General features: G+C 41.3%; 16 protein-coding genes and 2 pseudogenes. 13 read left to right on the top strand and 5 right to left on the bottom strand.

Going from position 1 to position 18,017, the window contains the following annotated elements; genetic code table 11:
- Positions 1-119: 119 nt before the first annotated feature.
- Positions 120-1,475: pseudogene (locus D8785_RS00065) on the bottom strand (MATE family efflux transporter).
- A gap of 117 nt (positions 1,476-1,592) precedes the next feature.
- Here D8785_RS00065 and D8785_RS00070 point away from each other — a divergent pair.
- A complete protein-coding gene (locus D8785_RS00070; RefSeq protein WP_125374038.1) occupies positions 1,593-2,147 on the top strand; it encodes a GNAT family N-acetyltransferase in 555 nt (184 codons plus the stop codon).
- 48 nt (positions 2,148-2,195) lie between these two features.
- On the opposite strand, the pseudogene D8785_RS00075 reads toward D8785_RS00070, so the two are convergent.
- Positions 2,196-3,218, bottom strand: a pseudogene (locus tag D8785_RS00075) (YdcF family protein).
- Positions 3,219-3,413: 195 nt separating this feature from the next.
- Here D8785_RS00075 and brnQ point away from each other — a divergent pair.
- The 3 genes from brnQ (at position 3,414) to D8785_RS00090 (ending at position 6,191) form a co-directional block, all read left to right on the top strand.
- Positions 3,414-4,733, top strand: coding sequence for a branched-chain amino acid transport system II carrier protein (brnQ, locus tag D8785_RS00080; RefSeq protein ID WP_125374039.1), 1,320 nt, complete (start codon positions 3,414-3,416; stop codon positions 4,731-4,733).
- A 159-nt stretch (positions 4,734-4,892) separates the two neighbouring features.
- Positions 4,893-5,600, top strand: a complete 708-nt coding sequence (gene ccdA2 / locus D8785_RS00085) for a thiol-disulfide oxidoreductase-associated membrane protein CcdA2 (RefSeq protein WP_125374040.1) — start codon at positions 4,893-4,895, stop codon at positions 5,598-5,600.
- Positions 5,601-5,621: 21 nt separating this feature from the next.
- Positions 5,622-6,191 carry a TlpA family protein disulfide reductase gene (locus D8785_RS00090; protein WP_125374041.1) on the top strand — a complete coding sequence of 190 codons (570 nt, stop codon included), beginning with the start codon at positions 5,622-5,624 and terminating at the stop codon, positions 6,189-6,191.
- Positions 6,192-6,221: 30 nt separating this feature from the next.
- Here the strand turns inward: D8785_RS00090 and D8785_RS00095 are convergent, their stop codons facing one another.
- Genes D8785_RS00095 through D8785_RS00105 form a run of 3 tightly spaced genes read right to left on the bottom strand, consistent with a single transcriptional unit; the run spans position 6,222 to position 9,029 of the window.
- Entirely contained in the window at positions 6,222-7,457 is a 1,236-nt protein-coding gene (locus tag D8785_RS00095; RefSeq protein ID WP_125374042.1) for an NAD(P)H-dependent oxidoreductase, read from the bottom strand.
- 18 nt (positions 7,458-7,475) lie between these two features.
- Positions 7,476-8,081 carry an NADPH-dependent FMN reductase gene (locus tag D8785_RS00100; RefSeq protein ID WP_006596326.1) on the bottom strand — a complete coding sequence of 202 codons (606 nt, stop codon included), beginning with the start codon at positions 8,079-8,081 and terminating at the stop codon, positions 7,476-7,478.
- Between the two features lie 24 nt (positions 8,082-8,105).
- On the bottom strand, positions 8,106-9,029 hold the full coding sequence (locus tag D8785_RS00105) for an FAD:protein FMN transferase (RefSeq protein WP_125374043.1): 924 nt from the start codon (positions 9,027-9,029) through the stop codon (positions 8,106-8,108).
- A gap of 215 nt (positions 9,030-9,244) precedes the next feature.
- Here D8785_RS00105 and nox point away from each other — a divergent pair, with 215 nt between their 5' ends.
- The 9 genes from nox (at position 9,245) to D8785_RS00145 (ending at position 18,013) form a co-directional block, all read left to right on the top strand.
- On the top strand, positions 9,245-10,621 hold the full coding sequence (nox, locus tag D8785_RS00110; protein WP_125374044.1) for a H2O-forming NADH oxidase: 1,377 nt from the start codon (positions 9,245-9,247) through the stop codon (positions 10,619-10,621).
- A gap of 108 nt (positions 10,622-10,729) precedes the next feature.
- On the top strand, positions 10,730-12,271 hold the full coding sequence (locus tag D8785_RS00115) for a ClC family H(+)/Cl(-) exchange transporter (RefSeq protein ID WP_125374045.1): 1,542 nt from the start codon (positions 10,730-10,732) through the stop codon (positions 12,269-12,271).
- A 94-nt stretch (positions 12,272-12,365) separates the two neighbouring features.
- Positions 12,366-13,235, top strand: coding sequence for an iron uptake system protein EfeO (gene efeO / locus D8785_RS00120; RefSeq protein WP_125374046.1), 870 nt, complete (start codon positions 12,366-12,368; stop codon positions 13,233-13,235).
- A gap of 2 nt (positions 13,236-13,237) precedes the next feature.
- On the top strand, positions 13,238-14,446 hold the full coding sequence (efeB, locus tag D8785_RS00125; protein WP_125374047.1) for an iron uptake transporter deferrochelatase/peroxidase subunit: 1,209 nt from the start codon (positions 13,238-13,240) through the stop codon (positions 14,444-14,446).
- Positions 14,424-16,106: an FTR1 family iron permease gene (locus tag D8785_RS00130; RefSeq protein ID WP_125374048.1), complete on the top strand. Its 1,683-nt coding sequence runs from the start codon at positions 14,424-14,426 to the stop codon at positions 16,104-16,106. The genes efeB and D8785_RS00130 overlap by 23 nt, the downstream gene beginning before the upstream one ends.
- The gene (tatC, locus tag D8785_RS00135; RefSeq protein WP_125374049.1) at positions 16,096-16,815 is read left to right on the top strand and encodes a twin-arginine translocase subunit TatC; all 720 of its coding nucleotides are present in this window, start codon (positions 16,096-16,098) and stop codon (positions 16,813-16,815) included. The genes D8785_RS00130 and tatC overlap by 11 nt, the downstream gene beginning before the upstream one ends.
- 2 nt (positions 16,816-16,817) lie before the next feature.
- On the top strand, positions 16,818-17,015 hold the full coding sequence (locus tag D8785_RS00140; protein WP_125374050.1) for a twin-arginine translocase TatA/TatE family subunit: 198 nt from the start codon (positions 16,818-16,820) through the stop codon (positions 17,013-17,015).
- Positions 17,016-17,269: 254 nt separating this feature from the next.
- Positions 17,270-17,395, top strand: coding sequence for a hypothetical protein (locus tag D8785_RS09790; RefSeq protein WP_023023285.1), 126 nt, complete (start codon positions 17,270-17,272; stop codon positions 17,393-17,395).
- Positions 17,396-17,452: 57 nt separating this feature from the next.
- Positions 17,453-18,013 carry a sugar O-acetyltransferase gene (locus D8785_RS00145; RefSeq protein WP_125374051.1) on the top strand — a complete coding sequence of 187 codons (561 nt, stop codon included), beginning with the start codon at positions 17,453-17,455 and terminating at the stop codon, positions 18,011-18,013.
- Positions 18,014-18,017: the final 4 nt, after the last annotated feature.

The following is an 18,017-nucleotide window of genomic DNA, read 5'->3' on the forward strand; positions in this document are numbered from 1 at the left end:
CAAAAACTATCATCCCAATATGCACAATGACAGGATTTTGGCTCTAGAAAATTGCTTGGCTAGCTTATACACCAGAAATCGTCATTGAAAGGAAAGACAAGTCTATGGCGCAAGTCATCCTAATTTTTGATACGTCTTCCCTCTTGAATGATAGGATGATTATAAAGAGAATAGATTAATTGGAGAGTCATAAGAATCCATACAATTGGCTCGCAGAGAATAATTCCTAAATAGCTCGTTTGAGGGATAATAAGAATAACAAAAGCAATCTTCCCAAAAAGTTCAATAAAACTGGAAATAAGAGGAAGAAGTTTTTGTCCTAGTCCTTGAAGACAATTTCGATAGATTAAAAGTAAACTAAGAACTGGATAAAAAATCGAACTAATCTTAAGATATGCACTTCCATTTTGAATCAAATAAGGATCGCTAGAAGAAGCGATAAAGGAAACGAAACGTGCACTAAATAAGAAGAGCAGGCCGGATACTAGAAGCGACCAGAAGATGGCCAGTCGACTTCCGATGCTTATGCCTTTTACAATTCGATCTGATTGTTTCGCGCCGTAGTTTTGCGAAGTAAAGGTCGTGATAGAGGAAGAGATGGAGGCCAGAGGTAGCAGGGCAAAAGACATGATCCGTCTAGCAGCTGTTTGTGCACTGATGATGATAGTACCAAGCGAATTAACGGAAGATTGAAGAATGACGCTGCCGATAGAAACGATCGAATTCATCAACCCCATGGCCAATCCTTGACCAAGTAGATCAAGATAAAGGTCCTGGTTCCATTTAAAATGTTTCCTTTCAGGAAGGAGTATAGGTGCTTTCTTACGGATATAAAAGAAGCAGAGAATGGCTGAAAGACCTTGAGAGAGAATCGTTGCTAATCCTGCAGATTGAACCCCCATATGAAGATAAGTAATAAAAAGGAGATCCAGAATAATATTAACCAAAGCAGAAAAGAGAAGAAAACCTAATGCTGCTAAACTATTGCCAATAGCTCTCAGTAGTCCAGCAAAGAGATTTTAGGCAAAGCTAACACCTACACAGGAGACAATCATAGAAATATATTGATAGGATTGTGGGAGAATCTCTTTTGGAGTTCCTAACAGTTGCAGTAAGGGATACAGGCCTAAAAAACCTAGAAGCATCACTAGACTACTTAGAATAGCCCCCAAGATCCAGGTGGCAGCAACAGCTTCTTTAATTTTTTTAAAATCTCTGGCCCCATAGAAGCGAGCGATGACAACGCCCATGCCATTACCAACACCTAGGGTAAATCCTATAATCAGATCAAAAATTGCAGTGGTAGCCCCAACAGCCGCAAGAGCAGGTCCCCCTAAAAAGCGACCAACAATGAGAATGTCCGCAGTATTGTACAATTGCTGAAAGAGGTTAGACAATAAAATAGGAAAGGCAAAGCTCAAAAGAGCAGGGAGGATTGGACTGTGAACTAGGTCCACTGTGGCTTTCTTTTTCATACAGCCATTATAACAAGTTTAAAAACAGCAAACAAGGGGGGAAAAGGAGCGTAGCAAGAGCTCTCTCTTGAAAGCGCTTTGAATTTCTGCTATAATCGAAGCAGAAATGGAGGCTTTATGCGCTTAACCAGCCAATTAATCACTGAAACGTTCCCAGATCTGGATAAAGTCGAGCGGTTGAATACCGAGGCATTCCCTGAAGAGGAACGGATTCCTTTATCGGAGTTTTTACGCTATACGAACAATGATGATGCTCATTTTTTTGCTTTTTATAATGAGGAAGAATTTGTCGGGTTTGCCTTTGCTATTTCAAATGCCAAGGCCTTTTACGTCAGCTTCTTTGCCATTATGCCACACTTACGAAGCCATGGCTATGGTCAAGAAATTATTGAAAAATTAGTCGAGTTTTATCAACGGACCATGCTCTTAGAAGTTGAGCGATTAGATGAAGAATGTGATAATCTAGAACAACGACGGGCTCGGATGGACTTCTATTTGCGGAACGGCTTCAAACCAGCCAATGCCTTTTTAGAATACGATGACCTGAGTTTTGAGATTCTTTATCGAGGCGATCAATTTGATGAAGAGGCTTATCGGGACATCTTCCATAAACTGCAAGCAGAGAATTACTTTGATTTCCGGATTGAATACAGACGCTTTAGTGATCATTAGACATGATATAAAAAAGTTCTCAGCTAATTTGCAGAGAACTTTTTTTGGTTAGTAATTAAAGAAATAGTTCACGATACTCATGATTTGTGAAAAGAACCAAGACAGAAACAGAAAAGCTAAGAAAGCAGCATGCCATTTCCAATAGAGAGAAACTAGCCCAACCGTTTCTCGGATCCAAGCCGATGGGAGATAATAAAAAGCTGTTTTTGAACCGACACTGCGTCCAGGAATTTTTAATCGTCTCATAAAGACACAAGCCCGAAGAGCGTGAAAGGAATTGGTCACCACAAGGACACTCTTTCCTAGTCCCTGATCTTCAAGAATAGCCTTACTAAATGTTAGATTCTCAAAAGTCGTTCGAGAACGATTCTCGATCAGAATAGCATCCTTCTATACCTCCTGTTCCATCAGGTAGTTTGCCATAGCTTCCGCCTCTGAGATTAACTCATCAGCACCTTGCCCACCAGAAACAATTAGTTTTGGTCGTCCCTCGAACTGCTCATAGATAGTCTTTGCTTTAGTTAGACGCTGGGCCAAAAGTGGTGGTACTTTATCCCCAATTAGACCGGAGCCAAGGACGATGATAGCATCCGGCTCTTTACGAACGGGGAAGTAATTGCAAAAAGTCCCATATAAAACATAGGAGAGATAAAGAAAGGTCGAGTAAAAGAGGGCGAAGTCTGTTGGGTAAATCAAGATATCTTTTCCTGGGAAATCAGGAAGGAAATGTAGCGCCAAGGCGCCGATAATAAAGATCCCATATAGGAGTGAGAGGAGGTTAGCCAATCTTTTGCCTTCAAAAGACATCATTTGACGGCCGTTAAAAAGAAGAAAAACAGTTGAGAAAATAATACTGAGTAAAACAAGGATAGCAAGTACTGAAAAAACAATGATACCAATCTGCTGGTTAAACCAGAGCTCCGTACGAACAACGAGTAGAAGGGCAGAAATCAGGAGAAAAAGGCCGAAACTTATTGAAAAGAGGTAAGCATTGATCAGTCTTCTGCGGTCGTTCAAAAAGAAAAATAAAAAAATGGTAGCTGGAACCAACCAGAATATATTTAGAAACATGATGACTCCTAAATGTAGTAGTAGTTATATTGTAGCACAATTGACTAAAAGGTGCTCATTAACTCCACAATCGTTCAATATTGTTAAAAGCCTTAACTGCTAATTGAGAAAATCAATAGATTCAGAAAAAAAGAATTGCTGTGGTGGAAGAAAGCTGTTATACTAGATAAGATTGAAAAATGTAAAGGAGAACATATGTTACGAAAAGGTTCCTTAACAGGTTTGCTGTTATTTGGTATTTTCTTCGGTGCAGGGAATTTGATCTTTCCACCTGCGCTAGGTGCCCAGTCGGGTAGCCATTTTTGGCCAGCTATTGCTGGATTTGTCTTATCAGGAGTAGGGATTGCGATTATTACCTTGATCATTGGGACGCTTAATCCTAAAGGGTATATCCATGAGATTTCACGTAAAATCGCTCCTTGGTTTGCCATCGTTTATCTTGTAGCCTTGTATCTGTCTATTGGTCCATTCTTTGCCATTCCAAGAACAGCTACGGTTTCCTACGAGGTTGGGATCGCTCCCTTGTTGGGACAATCAAGTGGTAAACTGAGCCTCTTTATTTTCACCTTGATTTATTTCTGTTTAGCTTATTTGATTGCCTTGTATCCTTCTAAAATCCTAGATAGTATTGGTCGGATTTTGACACCAGTCTTTGCTATCTTGATCGTTGTATTGGTTGTCCTTGGTGCCCTCAAATACAGCGGACATGCGCCACAATCTGCAACAGAAGCTTATCAAGCGTCTGCCTTTGGTCAAGGTTTCCTTGAAGGGTATAACACCTTGGATGCTCTTGCTTCAGTAGCCTTTAGTGTGATTGCAGTAACTACCCTCAATCAACTGGGTTTTTCCAGCAAAAAAGAATACATTAAAACGATCTGGATTGTTGGAATCGTTGTAGCCATTGGCTTTAGTATTTTGTATATCGGTTTAGGATACCTTGGAAATCACTTCCCAATTCCAGCAGAAGTGATGGCATCTGATGCCAATAAGGGTGTTTATGTCCTCTCAGAAGCAACCAAGGCTATCTTTGGTCCAGTTGCTCAAATCTTCCTTGCAGGGATGGTGACGGTGACTTGTTTCACAACAACAGCTGGTTTGATCGTTTCAACAGGAGAATTCTTCCATAAGACCTTCCCTAAGATTTCATATAAGGTTTATGCGACACTTTTCACTTTGATTGGGTTTGCGATTGCCAACCTTGGTTTGAACGCGATTATTACCTTCTCATTGCCTGTTTTGATGATTCTCTATCCAATCACAATCACCATTGTGTTGATTGTGATTGTAAATAAATTTATCGACCTTTCAAAACCAGGGATGCAACTAACCATTTTTGCAGTTAGCTTGGTGGCGATTGCAGATGTTCTTGCAAGTACCTTCAAACTTTCAGGCTTAGCTACTATCATTAAAACTTTGCCATTTGCTACCCAATCCCTTCCATGGTTACTACCAGCAGTAGTTGGTATTGTCCTCTCTCTCTTTTTGCCAAATAAACAAAATGCAGCAGAAGAATAAGTAGAAAATTAAACTCCAAAGTTATGTGCTTTGGAGTTTTTATTTGGTTTTGAAACTAGTTTCTAAATGATCCTTTAGAAATCAAAGCGTAGCAGAAATTTTCAATTTAGGGATTTGAATGCTATACTAGGTGTAGCATATCAATATACGGAGTGTTTTATGAATCAAATCGTTTTCTCCTTTACTGTCTTTCTGGCAGGCATTCTCTCCTTTTTCTCTCCCTGTGTCTTTCCTTTACTTCCGGTATACATCGGCGTCTTGCTAGGAAGCGATCAGGAAAAATCCATCCAGCTTTTTGGGAAAAAGATTCGCTGGCATGGGATTGTAAAGACCTTGTGTTTTATCGCAGGTATTTCTGTTATTTTCCTCCTCATTGGTTTCGGGGCAGGTTTGCTTGGTCAAATCATGTACACCAATTGGTTCCGTTACCTGATGGGAGCCCTCATCATTATTCTTGGTCTTCATCAGATGGAAGTCTTTCATTTCAACTTCCTAGAGAAGCAGAAGACAATGGATTTCGGGGCCAACAAACAGAAGAATGAGTTGTTCTCCGCTTTTCTCCTTGGGCTTGGTTTTAGCTTTGGTTGGACGCCATGTATCGGTCCTGTTCTCGGCTCTGTACTTGCCTTAGCTGCATCAAATGGACAAGATGCCTTGATGGGAGCTCTTTACCTTTTCATTTATACATTAGGGATGGCCATTCCGTTTTTACTTTTGGCCTTAGCGTCTGGGATCGTTCTCCCATACTTTAATCGTCTAAAACCCCATCTCTTGTTACTAAAGAAGATTGGTGGCTTGATCATCATCATTATGGGGATCTTGTTGCTCTTGGGACAATTGAATAGCTTGTCTGCTATTTTTTCATAAATCAAATGGAGGTTTATTACCATGAAATTTATTAAATATACCTGTTTTTCAATCCTCTCACTCGCTTTACTGACCGCTTGTTCTATGAAGCAATCAAGTGAGACTAGTATGAACAATATGAATAACCAAACAACGACAAACACGACTACCAGTAAACATCCTTTGGTAGGAACAGAAGCGAGTGACTTTGAACTCAAAGACATGAAGGGGAATACAGTAAAACTTTCAGACTACAGAGGAAAAAAGGTTTATTTAAAATTTTGGGCTACTTGGTGTGGTCCTTGCCGGCAAAGTATGCCTGAACTCAATAAATTAGTTGAAGAAAAGGATCGGGATTTTGAGATTCTCACGGTTATGGCACCGGGAATGCAAGGTGAAAAAACAGAAGAAGAGTTTGTTGAATGGTTTGCCCAACAAGACTATCAATCAGTACCAGTTTTGTACAATCCTGACGGCTCTGCCTTCATAAATTACCAAGTTCGTTCGATCCCTACTGAAGTCTTTATCGATAGCCAAGGAAAGATTGGACATGTTCAATTAGGGGCTATTTCAAACGAAGATGCCAAGAAGATTATCAAAGAGTTGAAATAAAAAAATGAAGCTTTACGCTTCATTTTTTTATTAGTTGCTTGCACCTGAAGTAGCATCAGCAGCTCCGTGGCCGGCATCAGCTGAGTCAGAAGCACCTGAAGTTGCATCTGCATCACCATGACCAGCAGCAGGAGCAAATGGTCCGCTACCACCTACAAGGCGTTGACCTGTTGTTTGAAGATACCAGTCCAACCATGGTTGGAAGTTGAAGACGATCTCGTTGATACCAGCATAGGAACCATCTGGATAGTACATAGCTTGGTAGTTGTGAGTATTGATCACGCCTTCAGGAGATCCTGGAACAATGGTACGAACATATTCCTGGTTTCCATTGCGAAGAGTACCGATGACCCATTCAACGTTTTTCATACGTGCTGGCGGAAGTGAACCGTGAACAGTTGACATCCGGCTACCAGATTGCGGTGGCACGCGTTTCGCAAACATCGTATCTGGATCTTGGTGGGCATTGTTGTAGTATAGGAACTGGTTGTTGTCATCTGCATATGTCAATTCAAATGGCATAGCTTTTAGGAACATATCGATTTGATTAACAGTCAGGATACCATGGTCCAATTTGACATAAGTACCGCCTGATACAGCGCCTGTAATTTCTGCAACTTTTTCTACCCAATCTGGATCATCTGGATCAACTTCAGTGATAGTAGTAGCGATTGGTTTTCCGCAATCCAAATCTTCTGGTTCAATTGGTTTTGGTTTTTTCAATTTAGAAACGACTCCTACGTATTTAACAAAGTTATCTAAACAAGTTTCAAGGAATTTAACGGTTCCTTCGTTCGTGATGTTGCCATCTGCATCAAAAGCCTCTTTCGCTTTTCCAAGAAGGAATTCGTTCCCTGGAAGGGTATAGGCATTGACACCTGGAGCATCAAGAATCTTACGAAGGTGAACTTGAGCACGAGAAGTCCCTTGATCGTAGTAAGAGGCACCCACAATCATCACAGGTTTGCTTTCAAAAGGATGAACTTCATAAGAAAGCCATTCTAGAACAGATTTTAGACCTGCTGATATAGTATGGTTGTGCTCAGGTGTTGCAATAATAACACCGTCAGCGCGGGTAATTTTATTATTAAGGAGACGCAATTGGAAACTTTCGTCCCATTTTTCATCCTGGTTGAACATTGGAACATCATCAATCTCCAAAACTTCCAACTCAAATTTAATCTTAAATTGACGACGAATGAATTCCAAAAGTTTGCGGTTATATGATTGGTCGTAGTTCGATCCTACAAGTCCTACAAATTTCATGCTAGTATGTCTCCTATCTTACAAGTTTTCCCAGTCGAAGTCTTCGGCATCTTTGCGAAGCAATTCTTGAGCGTTGCGCAATTTTTCAGTCACTTTAACAAAGATACGGAAGTCATCAAAGATGGCATCCAATTTCTTGATGACATCAAGATCTACCAAATCACCATTTTGATCAAATGCTTGAAGAGAGTGAGAAAGCAAGAATTCGTCTGGAAGGACAGTTGCTTTGATTTCTGGTGAGTTCAAGATTTGACGAAGTTGCAATTGAGCACGAGACGAACCAAGTGTACCATAAGAAGCACCTGTAATCATCACTGGTTTACTTAGCAATGGGTAAATGCCATAAGATAGCCAAGCTAGTGCGCTCATTAAGACGGCAGGGATGGAATGGTCATATTCCGGTGTTCCAATGATAACGCCATCAGCTTCCTCGATTTTAGCAGCAATCTCTAAAATAGCTTCAGGGACTTGTTTGTTGGCTGGCTTGTTGAAGACAGGGATATCTTTAATCTCAACTAACTCAATCTCTGCCTTGTCTGCAAAATGTTTTTGCATATATTGAAGTAGTTGGCGGTTTGTTGAACGTTTGGAGTTTGTTCCAACGATCGCAATAAGTTTTGTCATGGAAATTCCTTTCTGAAAATAAAATTACAAATAATCATGAAGCCCACTAGTATAGGCGAGGCGACCTGACTGATAAACTAAAATAGCATCGATGCCAGGTAAGGTTTCAACAATCTTTAAAATGTCGGTCGGTTCTTCACCGAACAAGCGCGTTGTCCAAATTTCTCCGTCAACTGATCGATCAGAAATAATCGTGAGACTTGCCAATTCCGTTTCGACAGGATAGCCGGTTTGAGGATCAAAAATATGATGGAAGGACTGGCCGTCTACATCGAGGTGACGAACATATGTCCCTGACGTCACGACGGACTTATCTGTTACAGATAGAACTAGTAAATGTTCCCCTCTTGGTAGCTGAGGATTTTGAATCCCAATTCGCCAAGGGCGATGACTGACAGGGTTTAACCCAAGGGTAAGAATATTTCCGCCCAAATCAATTAAAGCCTGCTTAATCCCCTGACTTCTGAGATAACTAGCTAGTAAATCAGCACAATATCCTTTAGCTAGAGCGCCTAAATCAATTTTCATCCCTTTTCTTTTGAGAAAAACAGTTTGATGATCTGGATCTAAGCAAATCTGATGAGGATCTATGATTTTCAAGTTTTGTTCAATTTCCTCTTTGTCAGGCTTCCTTGCATCAGAAAAACCAATTCTCCAGGTTTGGACAAGTGCACCAATTGCGATATTTAAATGGCTTCCTTGGGCCTGACTGTGTCTAGTTCCTAGAGCAATCAGTGAAAAAAGATCAGGATGAACCTTTACGGGTTCAATGCCAGCCTTTCGATTGACCTCCATCAATTCAGAAGAAGGGTCATTGGCACTAAAGCGGTGCTCATAAGTTCGAAGGAGGGCAAAACAATTAGCCAGTATTTGGTCTGCTTGTTGATGAGAAATCGAAACGGTTATGGTGGAGCCCATTAGGCGTTCGGATCGACTAGTTAGTTCCACAAATAGTAAACCACCTTTCCAATATTCACCTACTTTAAGTTTATCAAAAAGAANGCAATTTCACAATCCCTCTAAGCAAATTTATTGACATATTTCAGGGATTATGCTGATAGTATTGAAAATATTATCACAAATTGTAAGCAAAAAATTTGGAAACGATATCATTTTCATGTTATAATTGTTAGGTAAATAAAATTAAAGGTAGGATTTTTTCTATGAGTAAAATCGTAGTTGTGGGTGCTAACCACGCTGGAACTGCATGTATCAACACAATGTTGGATAATTTTGGAAACGAAAATGAAATCGTTGTTTTTGACCAAAACTCAAACATCTCATTCCTTGGATGCGGAATGGCTCTTTGGATTGGTGAACAAATCGACGGACCTGAAGGCTTGTTCTATTCTGATAAAGAAAAATTAGAAGCTAAAGGTGCTAAAGTTTACATGAACTCACCAGTTCTTTCGATCGACTACGACAACAAGGTTGTGACTGCAGAAGTTGACGGAAAAGAGCACAAAGAATCATACGAAAAATTGATCTTTGCAACTGGTTCAACTCCAATCTTGCCACCAATTGAAGGTGTTGAAATCGTTAAAGGGAACCGTGAATTCAAAGCGACTCTTGAAAATGTACAATTCGTTAAATTGTACCAAAATGCTGAAGAAGTTATCAACAAACTTGAAGACAAGAGCAAACACCTTGAGCGTATCGCTGTTGTCGGTGGTGGATACATCGGGGTTGAGCTTGCTGAAGCATTCGAACGTCTTGGAAAAGAAGTCGTTCTTGTTGATATCGTAGACACTGTCTTGAACGGATACTATGATAAAGACTTCACACAAATGATGGCTAAAAACTTGGAAGACCACAACATCCGTTTGGCACTTGGTCAAACTGTTAAAGCGATCCAAGGTGACGGTAAAGTAGAACGCTTGGTAACTGACAAAGAAACATTCGATGTGGACATGGTTGTTCTTGCGGTTGGTTTCCGTCCTAACACAGCTCTTGCTGATGGTAAGATCGAACTCTTCCGCAACGGTGCCTTCCTTGTAGACAAGAAACAAGAAACTTCAATTCCAGGTGTTTACGCTGTGGGTGACTGTGCGACTGTTTATGACAATGCTCGTAAAGACACTAGCTACATCGCACTTGCATCAAACGCGGTACGTACTGGTATCGTAGGTGCTTACAACGCTTGCGGATATGAGCTTGAAGGAATCGGTGTACAAGGTTCTAACGGTATCTCTATCTATGGACTTCACATGGTTTCAACTGGTTTGACTCTTGAAAAAGCAAAAGCAGCAGGTTATAACGCTGTTGAAACTGGCTTCAACGACCTTCAAAAACCAGAATTTATCAAACATGACAACCACGAAGTTGCTATTAAGATCGTTTACGATCAAGATAGCCGTGAAATCCTTGGTGCTCAAATGGTATCACGCGATGCTGCAATTTCAATGGGTATCCACATGTTCTCATTGGCAATCCAAGAGCATGTAACAATTGAAAAATTGGCTTTGACTGACTTGTTCTTCTTGCCACACTTCAACAAACCATACAACTACATCACAATGGCAGCACTTACTGCTAAATAATGAAGTTCAAAAAAACGCTCACTAGGGCGTTTTTTTGATTATCTCATACTCAAGAGCTGTGAAAAATAGTATAATAAAGGCAATCAATCTTGGAGTTTAAGTGAATTTATGAAACAAAGTCAGCAGATCCAAAAAGAATTTCAAGCGAGCTCAAGTTCTATTCTAACTCAGGTTAGCAGAGGTGTTTTAGTGGGACTTGTAGTTGGCGCCATCGTCTCGAGTTTTCGTTTTTTTATTGAACATTTCTTTCATTTTGTGCAGGGGCTATATAAGGAACTAGGAAGAAGTCCGATCAATTGGGTCATCATTCTCTCTATGTATATTTTTATTATTCTACTAGCTAGCCAACTAATCAAAAAGAACCAAAATGTAAAGGGTTCCGGTATTCCACAAGTGGAAGCAGAATTAAAAGGATTGCTTCAAATAGACTGGTGGACTACCCTTTGGCAAAAATACATTTTAGGAACACTTTCAATTGCAAGTGGCTTAATGTTAGGTCGTGAAGGACCAAGTATCCAGCTTGGCGCTATGGGAGGCAAGGGGTTGGCTAAAAAACTTGCTCTTAGTCCAGTAGAAGAAAGGGCCTTGATTGCTAGCGGGGCCGCTGCGGGTTTGGCGGCAGCCTTTAATGCACCAATTGCGGGTCTTCTCTTTGTAGTAGAAGAAGTCTACCATCACTTTTCTCGGGTCTTCTGGGTATCTACCTTAGCTGCTAGTTTGGTAGCAAATTTTGTTTCTCTTAACATTTTTGGTCAAACACCTGTTCTAAATATGCCAGATCACATTCCCCATATCGATTTATCCAGCTATTGGATTTTCCTAGTCATGGGTGTTTTTCTGGGCGGAACTGGTTATTTCTATGAAATTACTGTTTTAAATATTGGTCGTGTTTATCAAAAGCTTGGTGCATATTTTAAGCTGGCTGTACCCTATTACCCATTCTTTGCCTTTCTTTTGATTTTACCGATCGGTTATTATTTTCCTCACTTACTTGGTGGTGGCAATCAGCTGGTTTTGAATTTAGCCCATGTCCCACTTAGTATCCAGACGCTCATCTTTTATTTTGGAGTGCGATTTATCTGGAGTATGATCAGTTACGGTAGTGGTCTTCCTGGTGGCATCTTCCTTCCTATCCTAGCTCTAGGCTCTGTCTTAGGAGCCTTGGTTGCTGCGGTGTTATTGCAGTTCGGTCTCATTCAGTCTAATCAACTGCCCTTGTTTGTCATTTTGGGAATGAGTGGTTATTTTAGTGCGATTTCGAAAGCACCCTTAACGGCTATGATTCTAGTGACCGAAATGGTTGGAGATATTCGAACCTTGATGCCGATTGGCTTGGTTACTTTGACAGCCTACATTACCATGGATCTACTAAAAGGAGCCCCCGTCTACGAGGCTATGCTAGAACAATTGATGCCTGAGGTGACCAGTGGTTCGGATGACTTAACCTTGATCGAAATTCCTGTATCAGAGAAAATAGCAGGTCGTCAAGTACGAGACTTGAACCTACCGAGAGACCTTCTAATCACTACTCACCAACATAATGGCAAAAATAGTACAGTGCATGGCAGCACCCGTCTCTATCTCGGTGATAGTATCTACCTTGTAGTAAAAGAGACAGACATTGGTCGGGTGAAAGAGTTGCTCCTCTAAATCGTTTTATTAAAGTTTTCTGACAATTGTTGAAAAATGAGAAAATCTTTGTTATAATAGACCACGTAAATAACGAATCCAGGAGAAAAGAACCATGAAAAAACTTGCAGTAGCACTTTTATCTGTTGCTTTATTAACAGGATGTGCCAATTCATCCTCAAATAAAACCACCTCAAAAAGTTCCTCATCGACAGTGACCTTGTCTAAAGAAGACCAAAAAGCTTTGGATCAGGCGACAAGCGAATACAAGGAGTTTGTGCAAGGCCAAATTGATCAATTGTTAAAAGACACAGAAGAATTTCAAAGAGTCCTCAAAAGTGGTGATTTAGAAGAAGCGAAGAAGGTCTATCCTTTGATTCGGATGTCTTATGAACGTTCTGAACCAATCGCTGAAAGCTTTGGAGAGTCTGATGTCAAGATCGACTTCCGACTTGTTGACTATGTTGACGAAAACAAATCAGAAGAAGGTTGGTCTGGCTTCCACCGTATTGAACGCATCTTGTGGGAAGAAAATACGACCAAGGGTACTGAAAAATATGCAGAGCAATTGGTCAATGATATCAAAGAACTGAAAGCTAAGATTGCTACTGTAGAAGTAACGCCAGATATGATGTTGACAGGGGCGGTTGACCTCTTGAATGAAGTGGCTACACAAAAGATCACTGGGGAAGAAGAAATCTTCTCTCATACAGATCTCTACGATTTCCGTGCCAATATTGAAGGAGCTGAGAAAATCTTTGCTCTCTTCAAACCTCTCATTGAGAAGAAGGATGCCAAGCTAGTGAAAACTCTTGAGACAGAATTCAAGGCTGTGAATGACTTGTTAGACAAACATATGACGGATGAATCCAACTATAAATCATATACAGATCTAACAGAAGAGGATACCAAAGAACTAGCGGAAGCAGTAACGAAATTGGGGGAACCTCTCTCTCAAATGGGAATCATTTTAAACGGTAAATAACAATGACAAAAGACGAAAAATTTTTTGAAAAGAAAATGGATCGTCGCGAATTTCTGAAAAAAGCAGGTATTGGGGGAGCAGGCTTAGCACTTGGTCTATCCGGTGCTTCTGCTTTTTTCGCTAATAAGGAGCAAGGATCCAAGAATATCGCGGACGGTCAAGAAGAGATTAGTTTTTATGGCAAGCACCAGGCGGGGATTACAACCGCCATGCAAAAAAACATTTATTTTGTGGTGCTAGACCTCCATACAAAAGATAAAGAAGAAATCATCCAATTATTTAAGGATTGGACGGACTATAGTGAGAAGTTGGTCAACGGAGACTTAGTCAAAAAAGATGGATCCAACGCTCTCTTGCCACCAAGTGATACAGGTGAAACAGTTGGACTAAATCCTTATCGCCTCACCTTAACCTTCGGTGTTTCGGCTAGTTTTTTGACAAAATTAGGACTTGAGAAGAAACGTCCTAAACTCTTCCGAGATTTGCCAGCTTTTCCTAAGGAACAGTTGAGAGAGAAGTATACGGGTGGTGATATCGTTATCCAGGCTTGTGCAGATGATGAGCAGGTGGCCTTTCATGCCGTCCGCAACCTAATCCGCAAAGGACGCAATAAGGTGACTATGAAGTGGAGTCAATCAGGCTTTGCTGCTATTGGGGATCGCATGGAAACACCGAGAAACCTCTTTGGTTTTAAGGATGGAACTGCCAATGTCACGACAGAGAAAGATTTTGATAAGGTAGTCTGGTCTGATAGTCAAGACTGGATGAAAAACGGCTCTTATATGGCTGTCCGCAGGATTATCATGCACTTAGAGACCTGGGACCGCACTAACCTACAGGAGCAAGAAAACACCTTTGGACGCTATAAAGAAAGTGGTGCACCGTTTGGAAAGAAAAACGAATTTGACGAAGTAGATCTTTCCCTCCTACCTGTTGACTCACATGTCCGTTTGGCCAAAGAAGTGGATTTACCCATTTTGCGCCGCTCTTATTCCTACTCTGATGGGATTGATCCGAAAACGGGGCAGTTTGATGCTGGATTACTCTTTATTGCCTTCCAAAAGGATCCAGACAGCTTTGTAAAAATTCAAACCAATCTTGGGGCAGTCGATAAGATGAATGAATACGTGACCCATATTGGCAGTGGCCTCTTTGCCTGCTTTGGAGGTGTGAAGAAAGGAGGCTACATTGGTCAAGACTTATTTGAATAAACTTCTAGTTGTCTTTGTAGCCTGTCTCTTTTTCATCGTATCGCCTGTCAAAGCAGAATCTTATAGCGATCTTTTTATCAAAATTACCGACGCGACGACAGCAGTTCGGGACAAGGATCAAGAGAAGGCTCACACGCTAGTAGCAGAGATAAAAGAAGAGTTTCTGAAGAAAGCCAATCATGATTCCAAGGCAGGAAAAGAAGTCCAGAAAAGTCTGGACTTGGAAGGCGAGATCACAGAAAAGCAATTGGTGACTGTCTCCACTTCCTTGCTAGCCTTTGAAAAAGAGCAAAATCCAGTCGATCTGGATGCTGAAAAGGAAAAGCTAGAAACTCGCTTACGACCTTACTTTGAGAAGCTTCAAGAATCCATCACTGCAAAGGATCTCCAAGCAACACGTAAGGCCTACGCTGATTTAAACAATACCTGGACCCGGAATGAAGCAGTTGTCAGAGATCATAGTACCGCTTATTACGGAAAGGTAGAAACAGCTATCTCCTTCTTGAGAAGTGCGATCGAAACAGAGCCTACAAACTTTGACTCCATCCAATCTTCTTACAATGACCTAAAGAATGTACTAGATCAATTTATCAGTGGGGAAAAGATCGAGGAAACCTCCACCAATCTGACCCTTTCAGACGGGATTAAGCTCCTCAAGAAAGCTCTTAGTCTCTTCCAAGCCAATGACACTAGCCAGGCTAGTCAAGTGATGAAAGAGTTCATTACCATTTGGCCAACGATCGAAGGGGACGTCAGCACGACCAATCCAGCCCTCTATACCCGAGTGGAAAGCCAAAGTCCAGTCATTATGGTCAAGGGGAATGAAAGCAAGTATCAAAAGCAATTGGAAGCTCTGATTCGGGATCTGTCTGCCATTGATACCACTGCCTCTTATTCGGCGATTGACGCCATGTTGATCCTCTTGCGTGAAGGAGTCGAAGCGCTCTTAATTGTCATGGCCTTAGTGACCGTTCTCAAGTCAGCTAAATTGACCAAAGGCCTGAAATGGGTATATGCAGGGGCTATTTTAGGTATCCTGGCCAGTGCCGCCATTGCAGTTGCTCTTCAATTCTTATTCCCAGCTGTTACTTCAGCTTCCAACCGTGAGGTGATCGAAGGGGCAGTAGGGATCATCGCAGTATGGATGATGATTGTCATTGGGATCTGGCTACATCGCAAGTCCTCTGTTCAAAAATGGAACCAATTCATGGAGACGCAGATGAAGGCTGTGACTGCAACTGGAAGTTTCATTTCTATGTTTGCTCTCAGTTTCTTAGCTGTCTTCCGAGAGGGAGCTGAGACCATTCTTTTCTATGTAGGGATCTTACCCCGTATTCGTTCCTTTGATTTCTTCCTAGGGATCGGCTTGGCTCTTGCAGTTTTAGCCATTCTTGCTATTCTCATGACCAAGGCAAGTCATCTGGTCAAGCCACATAAGATTTTCTTCCTCTTGACTTGGATGATTTATGCCCTGGCCTTTAAGATGCTAGGGGTGAGCCTACACGCCCTCCAATTAACCAATATGCTTCCCAACCATATCTTGAGTAATTTCCCAACCATTGATTGGGCAGGGATCTACCCGAGCTTGGAAGTTCTGAGTTGCCAAGTTTTATTCGTCCTGATTATCGGGATTGTGACGGTGAAGCAGCATGAAAAATGAAGATAGAAGGCTCACGATTGTAGAGCATTTAAGCGAGTTTAGACGACGCTTCATCGCTTGCATCCTTTGTTTTTTCCTTGTCTTTTGTGGAGCCCTCTTGTTTTCTGATCAGCTTTATGCCTACTTGACGGCTGGCTTTCGGGAAAAACTCTTGGTTCTCGGACCGAATGACATTCTAAGCATCTATCTGCAATTGGCAGGTTTAATGGCTTTTACCATCACCCTGCCCTTCACCCTCTTTCAAGTCTGGCAATTTGTAAAGCCAGCATTGAGAAAAGGAGAAGCAGGGGCTATTCTGCTCTATGTGCCAGCTAGTTTGATTTGTTTCTTACTAGGCTTATTCTTCGGCTATTATCTGGTTAGTCCAGCTATCTTAGAAGTCCTATTGAAGTTGGGACAAGGCCAGTTTACCATCCAGTTAACGGCACAGAACTACTTGACCTTCGTCTTTCATACGACCGTGCCTCTGGGTGTCTTATTTGAATTGCCGGTCCTTGTAGCCTTTTTGACCTCGATTCATATCTTAACGCCAGACTGGTTAAGGCGCTATCGCCGAATAGCCTACTTTCTATTGCTAGTACTAGCCGTCATCCTGACCCCTGCTGATTTTATCAGTGACCTAGCAATGACTATGCCTCTTATCTTGCTCTATGAAGTGAGTCTAGGTATCAGTCGCATTATCTATAACCGCATACAAAAAAGGAGATAAATATGGGAATTTTACGTGATATCGGAGCACCAGGTCTGATTATTATTATCCTGGGAGCCCTCTTAATCTTTGGACCAAAGCGTTTGCCTGAGTTGGGTCACTCACTTGGAAAAATGTTCTCTGAATTCAAGTCAGCCGTCAACAATGGTGCCACTGAAAAAGAAGAGGACAAAGAAAAGACTGATAAACTCGAAGAATAATTGCTTTCTTTTCATGATATTTTCTGACAGAACGATCTTGTCTTCTTTCATTTTACATAATAGCAAAAGCAGGAGGATAGAGTTAAAACGATATCTGAGTAAGAATCCTGCTTTTTGTTATTTTTGAACAGTCTGAAAATTTTTGTAAATTACAAATTGAAAACAAATCAAAATTTGATAGCGTTTTCCTTGAATCTAAAATAGGCCAGGAGTATAATGGAGGGTGGAAAAAGTACATTAAAAAGGAGTGTGTCATGATGATCATTAGTGTGATTTTTGCTGTAGCTTACTTCTTGCTGGTTGCCCTTGTTGCGGCTCTTGTTTTCCGAGCGATAGGAAAAATATTTGAGCTCTTCGATGGTTACCTGATGTACCATTAAGAGAGAAACAAGCCCACTCACTATGAGTGGTTTTTTACTATTAGACGGGAGATGATGATGAAAACTGAATATGAAAAGATGATTGCTGGTGAGTTCTACAGTCCCATGGATCCAGAATTGAGGAGGTTGGCGCAAGAAGCTCGGACCAAGCAATTTGCCTTTAACCAAGAAGCAGATGGCGTAAAACGAAGCCAAATCATAAAAAGTTGGTTCGGGTCCACTGGGGAGAATCTTTCCCTACACCCTTTTTTGGCTTGTGATTATGGGGTGAATATCCACTTGGGAGAGAACTTTTATGCCAACTGGAACCTAACCATGCTAGATGTCTGCCCGATTAGGATTGGGAAGAACGCCATGATCGGTCCCAATTGCCAATTTCTCACTCCTCTTCATCCCCTGGATCCACACGAACGAAATGCAGGAAAAGAATATGGTGCTCCAATAACGATTGGAGATAACTTCTGGGCAGGTGGAGGAGCCATCATTCTTCCAGGTGTTACCCTAGGCGATAATGTCGTCGTCGGAGCAGGAGCTGTGGTGACAAAATCCTTTGGGGATAATGTAGTCTTAGCAGGAAATCCGGCCAGAATCATCAAGGAAATCGAGGTGAAAGAATGAGGTT

Origin of the sequence: Streptococcus australis (genome assembly GCF_003943615.1) — a bacterium.
Classification (GTDB): Bacteria; Bacillota; Bacilli; order Lactobacillales; family Streptococcaceae; genus Streptococcus; species Streptococcus australis_C.